Below are 13,903 nucleotides of genomic sequence, written 5' to 3'. Positions count from 1 at the left end.
CACTTGGAAGCCTTGCAATCATGGGTGATGCAGATCATTCTGTTCATCCTTCTCGCTTTTGTACTGGATATGGTTTTACCAGATACCGATATCCGCAAATACGTCAAGCTGGTCATGGGGCTCATGCTGCTCCTGTTATTCCTTAAACCAGTTTTCGCATTATTCCAGGTAGATTCAACGAGAGCGGTGCAAGAAGCAATGGAAGGCTTTGCTGCTTTGACAGACGCCCCCTCGATAGAAAATTCAATAGAAGAGAAGAAAAGTGAAATAGATTCCGTACAGCGCGCATATATTGAGGAACAGATGGCTGTCCAATTGAAGGACCAAGCAAATCCAACGCTGCAAGAGAAGTTTCATATGCAAATTACAGACATCGCAGTGGCCTTTAAGGAGGGAGAGGATGAGGAAACGACCGAAGCAATCGATTCCATCCAAGTAACGGTGCAGAATACCGACCAGGGATTACCGGAAGGAGAAATCAGCGACGTCGTCATCGACAGTTCCCGTCCTATCGAAGCAAATGAACAGACCGAGGACATGGAGAGAGTGAAATCCCATCTGGCCGAAATCTGGGAGCTTGAAGATCTGCCGCTTGAGGTCACCCAAAAAGGGGGGACAGGATGAAGAAATTACTAGACAAGCTTTCCGAACAGTGGAAGCTGAAAGATTCCCAGAATAAGAAACCGACAAAGCTTGGATATTTGGTCATTGTCGGACTGCTAGGTGCTTTGCTTTTACTCGTAAGCGGCTTATTCACGGAACAGAAGGAGCCAGATGGACAAAACACCAAGCAGATTCAAAATGAAACAGCAGCAGAAACAGAAGAGACTTTCGCAAAGAAAGAAAACGACGCTTCTTCGGCTTCGACTACAGATTTGGAAGCAGCATACGAGCAAGACCTGGTCGGCCTGCTGGAAAAAATCAAAGGTGTTTCCGAAGTGGAAGTAATGGTCAATCTGAACAGCACCCATCAGAAGATTTATGAAAAGAATCTGATCATCGGCCAGCAGACATCCGAAGAAACCGACCAAAACGGCGGCGAACGGGTAGTGGAGGATGAAAATGAGGAACAGCAGGTAGTGCTCGTCAGACAAGGAGATCAAGAAGTGCCGCTGCTGGTGGAAACAAGAAAGCCAGAAGTGAGAGGGGTGCTTGTTGTTGCAAAGGGGACAGAACAAGCGACAGTTCAGGAATGGGTTGTGGAAGCTGTATCACGAGTGCTGGATGTACCGACACATCGAATTTCGGTCATGCCGAAAAATTAAGGGGGAATTGGGATGTTGAAAAAACAAACAGTATGGCTATTGACGATGCTGAGCTTGCTGATCGTATTGAGTGTCTATTATATGACTTCTCCGAACGGGGACGAACTGGCTTTTATAAATGATAAAGCGGATGAAAATGGGACAAGCACAACAGCCGGCGACTCTGGGGAAACTGGTTCCAAAGAAGAAGGAGAAGCCGATGTAACGACTGAACCGGCTAATGTCGATGAACTATTTGCCAGCATCCGGATGCAGACAATGGATCAGCGAAGCGAAGCAAAAACGAGACTTGAAGAAATTGTTGCCAGCTCTTCCACAAGCACAGAAGAAAAGAATGAAGCGGTCAGTCAAATCGAACTGATGGAGCAATTCGCATCGAAAGAGTCCATCCTGGAAGAATCAATCATTGCAGAGAAAGGCTATGAGGAAGTGCTTGTCCGAGCAGAAGATGGACATGTACAGGTTACCGTAAAAGCCGACAAAATGACAGCACAAGAAGCCAATAGCATCATGCAGATGGCTGCAGATGAATTCGCAGGTGCCAACGTGGATGTAAAATACATTCCGCAGAAATAACCGGGGAGGAGCATTCATGGAATGCTCCTTTTTCTATAGGAGGGTGTTTTGTACGATTTTGTTTAGAGTGGTGGTATGCTAGGGTATGATTAGCAGCAGGCTATACATAAGCAGGGAGAAGGCGTAAGCAGTGAAGACAGTATTCAGTTATCTTAAACCTTATTGGCTCATAATCGTAACTTCATTGGTTTTTATCATGATGGAGCTTTCCGTTGAACTTGTGCAGCCATTTCTTTTGCAAAAGCTCATTGATGACGGCATTGCCGCTGGCAATAATGGACTTGTAATCGAGCTAGGCCTGGGAATGGTGGCCATTGCAATTATAGGATTCGGAGCTGGAATCATCAATATTTTCTTTGCCGATCATCTTGGTCAAAGTGTTGGAAAAGAGCTGCGGGATCAGATGTATGAAAAGGTTCAGCAGGCGGAGCTTCAGGATATCCAGCATTTTGGCACCAGTACACTCTTAACCAGACTGACAAATGATGTCAACCAAATTCAGCTTACTATTGTCATGTTCTTCCGTTTCATGATCAGGGCACCTTTCCTGATTATCGGAGGAACCGTTATGGCATTTGTAGTGAATGCCAGGATTGCACTTATACTACTGATTGTCATTCCTATACTGCTGATTTTTCTGCATTTCATCATGAAACGGAGCATCCGTTATTTCGGGACTGTGCAGCGCGGTGTGGATAAAGTTAATCATGTGATGCGTGAAAACCTTGTCGGGCTCCGGCTTATCAGGATTTTTGCCCGAGAGGAGCATGAACAAAATCGCTTTGAGCAGGCTAGCAATGAGCTGCGTCAGAATATGCTGAAAGCATTTCGTTATACGGAATTGTCGGTACCTTTGCTCACTTTGGTGATGAATATTGCTATTTTGGCCATTTTATATATTGGCGGCATACAGCAGCAAACGAATGTCGGCGATATAGTTGCGATCGTTAACTATGCAACAAGGATTACAGGAGCATTGAGTGTTGTCGGCATGCTGATTACGTTTTATGCACGGGCAAAAGCATCCAGCACACGAATTGCTGCAATTCTGGAATTGGATCCTCCTTCAGATAATGGAGAGACGACATCTGAAACTTATCGCGGAAAGATAGACTTAGAGCAGGTAAGCTACAGATATCCAAATGGTAAAGTACCGGTCATTGAAGATTTCACGATGAAAATCAATCCTGGTGAACGTGTCGCTATATTAGGGGAAACAGGCTCCGGCAAATCAACTTTATTGCATCTTATGATTGGTTTATACGAACCTGACAACGGAAGAGTATTGGCAGACGACACACCTTTATCTAGTTTGAACAGCAGGTCTTTTCGCCGACAAGTCGGTTTCGTTTCCCAGGATGTCCAATTATTTTCTGGTACAATCCGGGAGAATATCGCCTGGGGAGTACCTGATGCAAGCGATGAAGCAATTATACGTGCTGCAAAGGATGCGCAAATTTATGACACGATTAACAAATTGCCAGATAAGCTGGATACAAGACTCGGGCAAAATGGAATCAATCTTTCGGGCGGACAAAAACAGCGGCTTACGATTGCGAGAGCATTGCTGTTACAGCCGTCACTTCTTCTATTGGATGATAGTACAAGCGCTCTGGATTTGCAGACAGAACGCAAACTATTGGAGGTGCTAAAGCGCTACCAATGTACGACGGTACTTGTCACACAGAAGCTAAGTACAGCGATGCAGTGTGATCGGATCTTAATCGTAGAAGAAGGAAAGCGAACTGCATATGGCACAGCAGATGAGCTTTTGGAGCAATCAGAACTGTTCCGTGCGATTCGGGCTTCCCAGCAGCAGAGGGAGGCGACATTATGAAAAAGTTATCGGAAGCGTTCCGATATAAACGGCCGGCATATAATGCAAACGCTCGTAAACAGAAAGCAAAAGTAGAAAATCCTAAAGATACTCTGCTAAGAATTTGGCAATACATGCTTCACGAGAGACGTCTGCTTTTCAGTACGCTCGGTATGATTATTGTAAGCTCTATTCTGGCGTTGGTTGGTCCTGTCATTCTGGGGCATATCGTTGACAGATTTGTAAGTAGGGATTATACGGCAGGATATCTTCTGCACCAATTGAGCTGGCTGTTGCTGATTTATTTCACTGTTGCTGTCATGACATTTTTGCAAGGCTACTGGATGATCACCATCTCGCAAACAGCTGTGTACTCGATTAGGCAGGATCTTTTTGTCCATCTGCAGAAATTGAAGCTTGCTTTCTTTGATAAGCGGCAGCACGGAGAGCTGATGAGCCGGATGACGAATGATGTGGATAATATTTCGACGACGCTGAATACGTCGTTGGTTCAGATCGTATCCAGTATCATTACCTTTATCGGTATACTGGCTGTCATGGTCATGCTTAGCCCGGTACTTACGATCATCACGCTGCTCGTTGTACCAATCATGTTCATCGGCATCAAATGGATCACAAACCGAACCCGGCATGCTTTCAGAACACAGCAGCAAGCTGTCAGCCGTGTGAACGGTTTTGCAGAAGAAAGTATATCCGGCCAGGCAGTCATTAAAGCATATGCTCAAGAAAGCAAAGTGACGGGTATCTTTCGCAATAAAACAGAACAACTGCAGCACGCAGGATTCTGGGCTCAAACTTTTTCCGGCTTCATTCCTAAGTGGATGAATATGCTGAATAACATTAGTTTTGCGGTCATTGCCGGCGTTGGTGCTCTCCTGATTGGGCATGGACGTGCGGGTATAACTGTAGGGACGATTGTCATCTTCCTGGAATACTCAAGGCAATTCACTCGGCCGTTGAATGACTTGGCGAACCAATTTAATTCCTTGTTCTCGGCGCTTGCCGGTGCAGAACGGGTTTTTGGGATTTTGGACGAGCAGGAAGAACACGAAGAAACGGCGAAACAAACAGTATCTAAACTTCGAGGAGACATACGCTTCGAGAATGTGACATTCACGTATGAAGGAGAACCTGCCCTAAAGGATATCAGTTTCTCTGTTCAGTCGGGGCAAATGGCAGCTTTCGTCGGCCCAACTGGATCTGGGAAAACAACAATCATGAACTTGATTGCTGGTTTTTATCAGCCTGATCAAGGGCAGGTTACAATAGATGATAACCCGCTTCCTGAGCTGGATTTTAACAGCTACCGTAATCGAATCGGGGTTGTCTTGCAGCAGGATTTCTTGTTCAAAGGTACTATCCTTGAGAATATCCGCTATGGTAAATTGGAAGCTACAGATGATCAAGTGATAGAAGCAGCCAAAGCAGCCAATGCTCACCGGTTCATTACCAGACTACCGGAAGGATATGAAACGGTAGTGGGGCAGGATGGCGGCGGCCTTAGTCACGGGCAGCGTCAGCTGCTGTCCATTGCCAAAGCGTTATTGAAGGATCCCGATATCCTCTTGCTGGATGAGGCAACATCCAGTATCGATACGATTACAGAACTCAGGATCCAGCAAGCGATGAAAGTGTTGATGGAGGGGCGTACAAGTATTGTAGTGGCGCATCGCCTTAATACAATCGAACAGGCTGACAAGATATTTGTGCTGCAGGATGGCAAAATAAAAGAACAAGGGAGCCATCATGAGCTGATGGAGCAAAAAGGCTTCTATTCTGCCCTACAGAATGAGAAAACACAGCATGCTTCGAGCAGCTGATACTCCCCGATTAATCGTAGGTGTTGCGATTTTTTTAACGTTTGCGTAAAATATGTTAGTGATTAAATCTGTAGGAATCATTTTGCAGGACCATTGTAAAGGAGTGCCAATATGCTTAAATTAGAAGAATTGAAAGAACTTATTACCTTAATTGATCAATCTTCAATAGATGAATTCGATTATGAAACTGAAGGTGAAAAAGTCTCCCTTCGCAAAAACAAAGAAGTTGTACAAGTTGCAGCGGCACCAGCGCCAGTTCAGCCGGCCGTAAGTGCTCCGCAGGCACCAGTATCAGCTGCGCAGCCTGAGCCAGCAGCGCAAGCTCCAGAAGCAGCTGCAAAGAATTATGATTACGAAATCACATCATTGATGGTCGGTACTTTCTACAGCAAACCAAATCCTGATTCTGATGTTTTCGTAAGCGTCGGTGAGCGAGTGGAGAAAGACACAGTTGTATGTATCGTGGAAGCGATGAAACTATTCAATGAAATCACTGCAGACGTATCTGGTGAAATCGTAGAAGTACTAGTGGAAAACGGAGAGCTTGTTGAATATGGACAACCTCTGTTCAGAGTGAAGGCTAACTAAGGGGTTGACTCGTTGTGATTAAGAAATTATTGATTGCCAACCGAGGTGAGATTGCTGTCCGGATTATCCGTGCCTGCAAAGAGATGGATATAGAAACCGTCGCAATCTATTCGGAAGCAGACAGAGAAGCATTACATGTACAGCTGGCGGATGAAGCGTATTGTGTCGGTCCGGCAGCAAGTAAAGAAAGTTACTTGAATTTCTCGAATATCATTAGCGTAGCGACGCTGACTGGTGTCGATGCAATCCATCCTGGATATGGATTTTTAGCAGAGAACCCAGATTTTGCAGAGCTATGTGCCGAATGCAACATTACATTCGTTGGTCCTAGTGCGTATGCCATCAACAAGATGGGAACAAAGGACGTTGCTCGTGAAACGATGCGGGAAGCTGGTGTTCCAGTAGTGCCCGGTTCAAACGGTATCGTTGCAGACGCAGAAGAAGGTAAGAAAGTCGCAGAACAGATTGGCTATCCAGTCATCATCAAAGCGACAGCTGGCGGAGGCGGTAAAGGTATCCGAATCGCCCGTACGGAAGAAGAACTTGTAAAAGGAATCAGTGTAACGCAGCAGGAAGCAGCTACAGCTTTCGGAAACCCTGGTGTCTACTTAGAGAAGTACATAGAAGATTTCCGTCATGTGGAAATCCAGGTGCTTGCGGATAACCATGGCAATGCTATCCATCTTGGGGAACGTGATTGTACGGTACAGCGTCGTATGCAGAAGCTGATCGAAGAATCTCCTTCTCCAGCAGTTTCACCGGAAATCCGAGCGAAAATGGGTGAAGCAGCAGTGAAAGCAGCTCTTGCGGTTGATTATTCTGGTGCTGGTACAATCGAATTCATTTTTGATCGTAAAGATCATACATTCTATTTCATGGAAATGAATACACGTATCCAAGTGGAGCATCCCGTAACCGAGCTTGTGACAGGCGTGGATCTTATCAAGGAACAGATTCATATTGCCAACAATGAGCCGTTACGTTATGCGCAGGAAGATATCACATTCAACGGATGGGCTATCGAGTGCCGTATCAACGCAGAGAATCCATTCAAGAACTTCATGCCTTCACCAGGTAAAATCGATCTTTACCTTGCACCAGGCGGTTTCGGTGTACGTGTGGACGGAGCAGCTTATCAGGGCTATTCTATTCCGCCATTCTATGACAGTATGGTGGCGAAGCTGATCGCGTTCGGCAAAACACGTGAAGAAGCAGTTTCCAGAATGAAGCGCGCTTTGAGTGAATTTGCTGTCGAAGGTGTGCATACAACGATTCCGTTCCATTCACGTATGATGGAGCACCCGGTGTTTGTAGAAGGGGATTTCAACACGAACTTCCTTGAAAATTACACAATCATGGAGTAAATAACCTAAAGGATGTGAGATCTTTGCAAGAGCAATCCTTCGTATCGATCGGTCATAAGGGAGCACTTGGCAACGTCATGCTTTCACCTGCTGTGATTGAGGTAATTGCCGGAATTGCAGCAAGTGAAGTGAAGGGCGTTATGGCAATGAGGGGCGGCTTTGCCACTGGTGTGGCGGAAAAGCTCGGCAAGAAGGCACATGGTAAAGGTATCAAGGTTGAACTCACGGAACAAGGAGTGGCAATCGACGTCTTTATTACTGTTAGTGCCGATTGCAGGATGCCCGAGGTAGCCAAAGACATTCAGCAGCATATCCGTCAGGCGCTGCAGACGATGACGGCACTTGCGACCAAAGAGATCAATGTCCATATAGTAGGTATACAACTCGATCTAAAAGCGGACACTGTCGAATAGACTGTTTCGCTGGAAAAGACCTTGGCTGGTTCGGCCCTGAGGTCTTTTCTTTTGTTCAAAGATAGATTTAAGCCTATATATCATGTTATGATTTGATGAGATGAGTTAAAAGGAGATAGAATATGAAACGACGTACGGCACGGGAAACTGCCTTCCAAGTCCTCTTCCAGATGGACATGAACGATATTCAGCCAGAAGAGGCTGTGGAAAATGTATTAGGAGAGCCTTTGCAGAATGCTTTTTTGGCTAGTCTTATTAATGGCGTAATCGAGCATAAAGCTGAAATCGATGCAAAAATTGCCGAGCATTTAGAGAATTGGTCATTCGATCGGCTAGCGAGTGTGGAAAAGACAGCATTGCGTATCGCAGTATATGAACTTCTGCATCATTCAGATGTACCACAAGGCGTAGTCATCAACGAAGCCATCGAGATTTCAAATCTATTCGGAGATGAGAAATCAGGCAAATTCGTTAACGGCGTACTATCTAGAATAATCAAAAAATAAGGGAGCGGATGAGTATGACAGCAGAATTAATCTACGGAAAAGAACTTGCAGCAACGATTCGGGAAGAACTGAAACAAGAAGCAGCAGCACTGAAAGAACAAGATATTCTGCCTCATCTGACCGTTGTCTTAGTTGGAGACGATCCTGCCTCCAGATCTTATGTAAAAGGGAAAGAAAAAGCATCAGCCGAAATCGGTATCAGTTCTGATTTGATTGAACTGCCAAGTTCTACAACGCAGACGGAGCTGCTGGATCTTATTCAGCGTTTGAATTTGGATACGAATGTGAACGGCATTCTAGTCCAATTGCCTCTTCCGGCACATATCGATGAACAAGCAGTTATCGACAGCATTGATCCAGAAAAAGATGTAGATGGCTTCCATCCTGCCAATGTTGGCAAAATGATGCTTGGAGAAGATACATACTATCCATGTACACCATACGGAATCATCCAAATGCTGAAGTCGAAGGATGTTGAGATTGCAGGTAAAACTGCTGTCATCGTCGGCAGAAGCAATATTGTCGGCAAGCCGATCGGGCAGCTGCTTTTGAATGAGCATGCTACTGTGATTCATACGCATTCACGCACACCGGATCTTAGAAGCTTCACAAAACAAGCAGATATCCTTGTTGTGGCAGTAGGACGTGAGCATATGATTAAAGCAGAAGATATCAAAGAAGGCGCCATCGTCATCGATGTAGGTGTGAACAGGAATGCAGCAGGCAAGCTGACAGGAGATGTCGATTTCGAACATGCGAAGGAAGTTGCCTCTATTATTACACCAGTGCCGGGCGGTGTAGGTCCAATGACGATCACGATGCTGATGCTTAATACAATCAAAGCAGCAAGACGCCAAGCAGCAGCGGTAGTGTAAGGAGCAGGTAAAGTATGAGTGATGACCGTTATCTGACCGTGACTGCCCTGACCCGCTATATGAAGCGGAAGCTGGAAACGGACAAACATTTGAAGGATATTTGGCTAAGAGCTGAAATATCAAACTTCAAGCACCACAGTCGCGGTCATATGTATATGACATTGAAAGATGATGGAGCACGGATACAATCTGTCATGTTTGCAAGTCAGAACAAAGGAATGAAATTTGTTCCGGAAAACGGAATGACCGTTTTGATCCGAGGAGAAATTGGCTTATATGAGCCGCAGGGCCAATATCAGCTCTATATTCAGCATATGGAGCCAGATGGAGTGGGAGCGCTGTATCAAGCTTATGAACAGCTGAAAGAGAAGCTGGAAAGAGAAGGTTTATTTTCTACTGCTCACAAGAAACCGCTCCCAGCTTATCCGGAGCATATTGGAGTCATTACTTCCCCGACTGGTGCAGCCGTAAGGGATATTTTGACGACAATCAAAAGGCGGTATCCAATTGTTAAAGTGACGGTTCTCCCTGTATCGGTACAAGGTGATCGATCAGCTCCGTCGCTTGTACAAGCTCTCTCTTATGCAGAAGAGCATGACTTTGACGTGCTGATCATCGGTAGAGGCGGCGGCTCGATCGAAGAGCTTTGGAGCTTTAATGAGGAAATCGTCGCACGCGCTATCCATCGTGTGAGTATTCCGATAATTTCCGCAGTCGGGCATGAAACGGACTTTACCATCAGTGATTTCGTTGCCGATGTCAGAGCAGCTACCCCGACCGGTGCAGCTGAATTGGCTGTGCCAGCCCGAGAAGAATTGCTGCACCGCTTAGCACAGCTCTCAAACAGGATGCATTATGTTGTCCGTCAAGGCTACACCCAAGAAGCAAACAGATTGGCAAAACTTCGAGGTTCCTATGCATTCCGGTATCCTGAGCAGCTTCTCAGGCAGAAGGAGATAGAGCTGGACAAGCTTTCCGATCGTCTAAGCAGAGCAGGTACGACTGCGGTATCAGCGCGACAGCAGCAATTTACTACTTTGGTTAATAGGCTTTCACTTGTTCATCCAGGAAAACAGGCACAGAACTACGGACAGCAGCTTACTGCCCTGCAAGCCAGGCTGAAGCAAGCGATGGGAAAAAGGCATGAAAGCGAACAACAGAAGTTTCTGCATCAGATCAATAAGCTTTCTTTATTGAACCCATTGGAAACGATGAAGAGAGGATATAGTATCTCGTATAAACAAGATACCCTTCTAAAGAGCGTGAATCAGGTTAATAAAGGCGATGATGTGCAAATCCATCTGGAGGACGGCACAATAGATTGTATCGTCAAGGAAGTGAAGGAGGATACAAATGGCTGAGGAGAAAAAACAGAGCTTTGAAGAAGCAATGCAGCAGTTGGAGGAAATTGTGAGCAAGCTGGAGCAGGGGGATGTCCAGCTTGAACAGGCGATCGGCTATTACCAGGAAGGTATGAAGCTTTCCAAAATTTGTGGCGATAAGCTCGAACAAGTCGAGAAGCAGATGGTGGAAATCGTGAATAATGCCGGCGAAACCGAGCCATTCACTGTACAGGAGGAAGAATAAGTGAATGAATCGTTGCAGGATTATTTGAAAGCAGAGCAGCACCACTTAAACGAGTACATGATGAACTTGCTCGAAAAAGATAACATGCTACCAGACTCTCTAGCGCAATCTGTTTTATATAGCATGCGGGCTGGAGGCAAGCGGCTGCGTCCAATTCTTATGCGTGCAGCATTTGAATCCTTCGGCGGACATGGCGATAAAGTCCTTCCAGCCGCTGCTGCGCTTGAAATGGTGCACACCTACTCGTTGATTCATGATGATCTGCCTGCAATGGATGACGATGATTACCGTCGTGGACAGCTTACGAATCATAAGAAATTTGGGGAAGCAACAGCGATTCTTGCAGGTGATGCACTTCTTACAAGAAGTTTTTCTGTCATCGGGCAAGCTGCAGGGTTACAGCCAGAGGAAAAGGTATATCTGATGTCTTATTTATCCGAAGCTGCTGGGCCAACTGGCATGATTGCTGGACAAGCATTGGATATGGAAGCGGAAGATAAAGAAAGTACGCTTCATGAATTAGAGCAAATACATAATTTAAAAACGGGTAAGTTATTAACATATGCGATTGTTGCCGGAGCCTATTTAGCCGGGGTAAAACCTGAAAAACTTGAGCTGATGAAACAGTTTGGTACCTATATCGGCCTGATTTTCCAGGTGCAGGATGACATTTTGGATGTTACAGGTGACTCATCTGTCCTCGGAAAACCAGTCGGCAGTGACGAAGAAAATAAGAAGAGCACGTATCCAAAGCTGCTAGGCCTTGACGGAGCAAAGGCGCAGATGGACAAATACGTCAGCTTGGCTCACCAGTGTCTGGAGCAAGCAGATATCAAGGATTCCAGATTGCATGAGCTTACCGTATATCTAAGCAGAAGGACGAGCTGACTGTTATTGATTGTAAGCAGCTAGCCAACTGTGATATATTGCTACTAGGAATATAGGACAGAACTGATACGTACGAACATAGAAAACGCCGTTATCACATATGTGCTAGCGGCTCTTTTTAAATAGGCTCCTGCACAGCCGAAGTGCAGAAAATGTCTGATATTGATGTAGGGGAGATAGAAACAGGGTATAAACCTACAGGATTGATTTCTTCGTCCGGCGCAGAAATGTACCTATTCATACTATGCTGTCAGGCTGATCAAGCCGGTGACAAAAGGGGAAGGTTATATGGATTTAACAGCAATTAAGAACCCGGCATTCTTGAAGGAAATGTCAAATGAGGAGCTAAATGAACTTGCAGCTTCCATCCGGACATTTCTGATTGAGAAGCTGTCCGTCACAGGGGGACATCTAGGTGCGAATCTTGGTGTCGTGGAACTCACACTAGCTCTGCATAAAGCATTCAACAGTCCGCAGGATAAATTTATCTGGGATGTAGGGCATCAAGCATACATTCACAAGATACTGACCGGCAGAACAGCTGACTTTGAAACACTACGCCAATATAAAGGCATGTGCGGCTTCCCGAAACGGATTGAGAGTGAGCACGATGTATGGGAGACAGGGCATAGCTCTACATCACTTTCTGCTGCAATGGGTATGGCTGCAGCAAGGGATTTGATGGATGAGGATTATGAGGTCGTACCGGTTATTGGAGATGGTGCTCTCACAGGCGGAATGGCATTGGAAGCGCTGAACAATATAGGTGATGAAAAAAAGAACATTACTGTCATCCTTAATGATAACGAAATGTCTATCGCGAATAACGTTGGTGCACTGCATCATGTTCTCGGCAGAATGCGCAGTGCAGGGAAGTACAAGCGGGCGAAGGATGAAATGGAAACGCTGCTTAAAAAGATTCCTGCTGTGGGCGGCAAGCTGGCTAATGCTGCAGAACGGATGAAAGATAGCATGAAGTATTTCATGGTTCCCGGCATGTTCTTCGAGGAACTGGGGTTCACCTATTTCGGACCTGTTGATGGCCATAACTTCCAAGACCTTGAAGAAGCGATAAATTACGCCAAGAAAACAAAAGGACCGAAAATCATCCATGTTGTTACCCAAAAAGGGAAAGGGTATCATCCTGCTGAAAGTGATAAAATAGATAATTGGCATGGAGTCGGCCCATACAAGATTGAATCCGGTGAAAAAATCAAAAGCTCCGCTACAGCTCCTGCTTGGAGTAAGGTGATCAGTGAAGCCGTCCTTGATAAAGCACGTACGGATAAAAGGATTGCAGTCATTACTCCCGCTATGATTCTTGGTTCCAAGCTGGAAAACTTCAAGAAAGAAATGCCGGATCGTCTTTTTGATGTCGGAATAGCGGAGCAGCACGCCACAACAATGGCAGCTGGAATGGCGACACAAGGTGTAAAACCTTTCCTTGCCATTTACTCCACTTTCCTGCAGCGGGCATATGACCAACTGCTTCATGACATTGCAAGACAAAACCTGAATGTTTTTGTCGGAATCGACCGTGCTGGTTTTGTTGGAGCGGATGGGGAGACGCATCAGGGTGTATACGACATATCGTTCCTGCGAGCAATGCCGAACTTCACCATTATGATGCCAAAAGATGAGAATGAAGCACAGCATATGGTCCATACTGCTTTGGCGCATGAAGAAGGGCCGATAGCCTTGCGCTACCCACGCGGAAATGCACTTGGTGTTCCAGTAGATGACACAACTCATGCATTGCCTATCGGAAGCTGGGAAGTGCTAAGAGAAGGAACGGATGCGGTTATCCTGACATTTGGGACAACAATCCCACTGGCAATGGAGGCAAGTGAATCACTCGCCGCTGATGGTATTTCTGTACGCGTCGTGAACGCCCGTTTCATCAAACCGATGGACGAGGCAATGCTTCATGAGATTTTCGCTTCGCATTTACCGATCCTGACTGTTGAAGAAGCTGCACTTAAAGGCGGTTTCGGCAGTGGTGTGATGGAATTTGCTGAGGAGAATGGCTACAATGCTTCTTCTGTCAGACGAATGGGTATACCTGACTACTTTGTTGAACATGGCAGTGTTCCTGAACAAATGGAGGAAGTCGGATTAACGAAGGAAAATGCAATCGACAGACTCCGTAAAATTGTAAGAATGAATGAAGAGCAAAGGGCTTGA

14 protein-coding genes are annotated in these 13,903 nt (G+C 45.7%); all 14 read left to right on the top strand.

Features of this window, described 5'->3' with window-relative positions; all coding sequences use genetic code 11:
* The first annotated feature begins 3 nt into the window (after window positions 1-3).
* The 14 genes from spoIIIAF (at window position 4) to dxs (ending at window position 13,903) form a co-directional block, all read left to right on the top strand.
* The gene (gene spoIIIAF / locus ABXS78_RS09965) at window positions 4-624 is read left to right on the top strand and encodes a stage III sporulation protein AF (protein ID WP_095222555.1); all 621 of its coding nucleotides are present in this window, start codon (window positions 4-6) and stop codon (window positions 622-624) included.
* Window positions 621-1,265 (top strand): stage III sporulation protein AG, encoded by a 645-nt coding sequence (spoIIIAG, locus tag ABXS78_RS09960; protein WP_366247135.1) that lies wholly within the window; start codon window positions 621-623, stop codon window positions 1,263-1,265. The genes spoIIIAF and spoIIIAG overlap by 4 nt, the downstream gene beginning before the upstream one ends.
* A gap of 12 nt (window positions 1,266-1,277) precedes the next feature.
* On the top strand, window positions 1,278-1,841 hold the full coding sequence (locus ABXS78_RS09955; RefSeq protein ID WP_366247134.1) for a SpoIIIAH-like family protein: 564 nt from the start codon (window positions 1,278-1,280) through the stop codon (window positions 1,839-1,841).
* Between the two features lie 130 nt (window positions 1,842-1,971).
* Window positions 1,972-3,678: an ABC transporter ATP-binding protein gene (locus tag ABXS78_RS09950; RefSeq protein WP_366247133.1), complete on the top strand. Its 1,707-nt coding sequence runs from the start codon at window positions 1,972-1,974 to the stop codon at window positions 3,676-3,678.
* Entirely contained in the window at window positions 3,672-5,498 is a 1,827-nt protein-coding gene (locus tag ABXS78_RS09945; protein ID WP_366249919.1) for an ABC transporter ATP-binding protein, read from the top strand. Before ABXS78_RS09950 ends, ABXS78_RS09945 begins: the two co-directional genes overlap by 7 nt.
* A 111-nt stretch (window positions 5,499-5,609) precedes the next feature.
* Window positions 5,610-6,086, top strand: coding sequence for an acetyl-CoA carboxylase biotin carboxyl carrier protein (gene accB, locus ABXS78_RS09940; protein ID WP_366247132.1), 477 nt, complete (start codon window positions 5,610-5,612; stop codon window positions 6,084-6,086).
* Between the two features lie 14 nt (window positions 6,087-6,100).
* Window positions 6,101-7,450 carry an acetyl-CoA carboxylase biotin carboxylase subunit gene (gene accC, locus ABXS78_RS09935; protein WP_366247131.1) on the top strand — a complete coding sequence of 450 codons (1,350 nt, stop codon included), beginning with the start codon at window positions 6,101-6,103 and terminating at the stop codon, window positions 7,448-7,450.
* 77 nt (window positions 7,451-7,527) lie between these two features.
* A complete protein-coding gene (locus ABXS78_RS09930; RefSeq protein ID WP_366249918.1) occupies window positions 7,528-7,863 on the top strand; it encodes an Asp23/Gls24 family envelope stress response protein in 336 nt (111 codons plus the stop codon).
* 122 nt (window positions 7,864-7,985) lie between these two features.
* Entirely contained in the window at window positions 7,986-8,369 is a 384-nt protein-coding gene (nusB, locus tag ABXS78_RS09925) for a transcription antitermination factor NusB (protein ID WP_095222562.1), read from the top strand.
* A gap of 14 nt (window positions 8,370-8,383) precedes the next feature.
* Complete coding sequence (folD, locus tag ABXS78_RS09920) at window positions 8,384-9,244, top strand: bifunctional methylenetetrahydrofolate dehydrogenase/methenyltetrahydrofolate cyclohydrolase FolD (RefSeq protein WP_366247130.1); 861 nt, start codon at window positions 8,384-8,386, stop codon at window positions 9,242-9,244.
* Between the two features lie 14 nt (window positions 9,245-9,258).
* Window positions 9,259-10,605 (top strand): exodeoxyribonuclease VII large subunit, encoded by a 1,347-nt coding sequence (xseA, locus tag ABXS78_RS09915; RefSeq protein ID WP_366247129.1) that lies wholly within the window; start codon window positions 9,259-9,261, stop codon window positions 10,603-10,605.
* The gene (locus tag ABXS78_RS09910) at window positions 10,598-10,831 is read left to right on the top strand and encodes an exodeoxyribonuclease VII small subunit (RefSeq protein ID WP_366247128.1); all 234 of its coding nucleotides are present in this window, start codon (window positions 10,598-10,600) and stop codon (window positions 10,829-10,831) included. The genes xseA and ABXS78_RS09910 overlap by 8 nt, the downstream gene beginning before the upstream one ends.
* Window positions 10,832-11,719 carry a polyprenyl synthetase family protein gene (locus ABXS78_RS09905; protein ID WP_366247127.1) on the top strand — a complete coding sequence of 296 codons (888 nt, stop codon included), beginning with the start codon at window positions 10,832-10,834 and terminating at the stop codon, window positions 11,717-11,719. It begins immediately after the preceding gene.
* Between the two features lie 288 nt (window positions 11,720-12,007).
* The gene (gene dxs, locus ABXS78_RS09900; protein WP_366247126.1) at window positions 12,008-13,903 is read left to right on the top strand and encodes a 1-deoxy-D-xylulose-5-phosphate synthase; all 1,896 of its coding nucleotides are present in this window, start codon (window positions 12,008-12,010) and stop codon (window positions 13,901-13,903) included.

This window comes from Terribacillus aidingensis, from assembly GCF_040703035.1.
Classification (GTDB): domain Bacteria; phylum Bacillota; class Bacilli; order Bacillales; family Amphibacillaceae; genus Terribacillus.
Note: the sequence above shows the minus strand (reverse complement) of the source record. Positions and strands in the feature narration are given on the sequence as shown.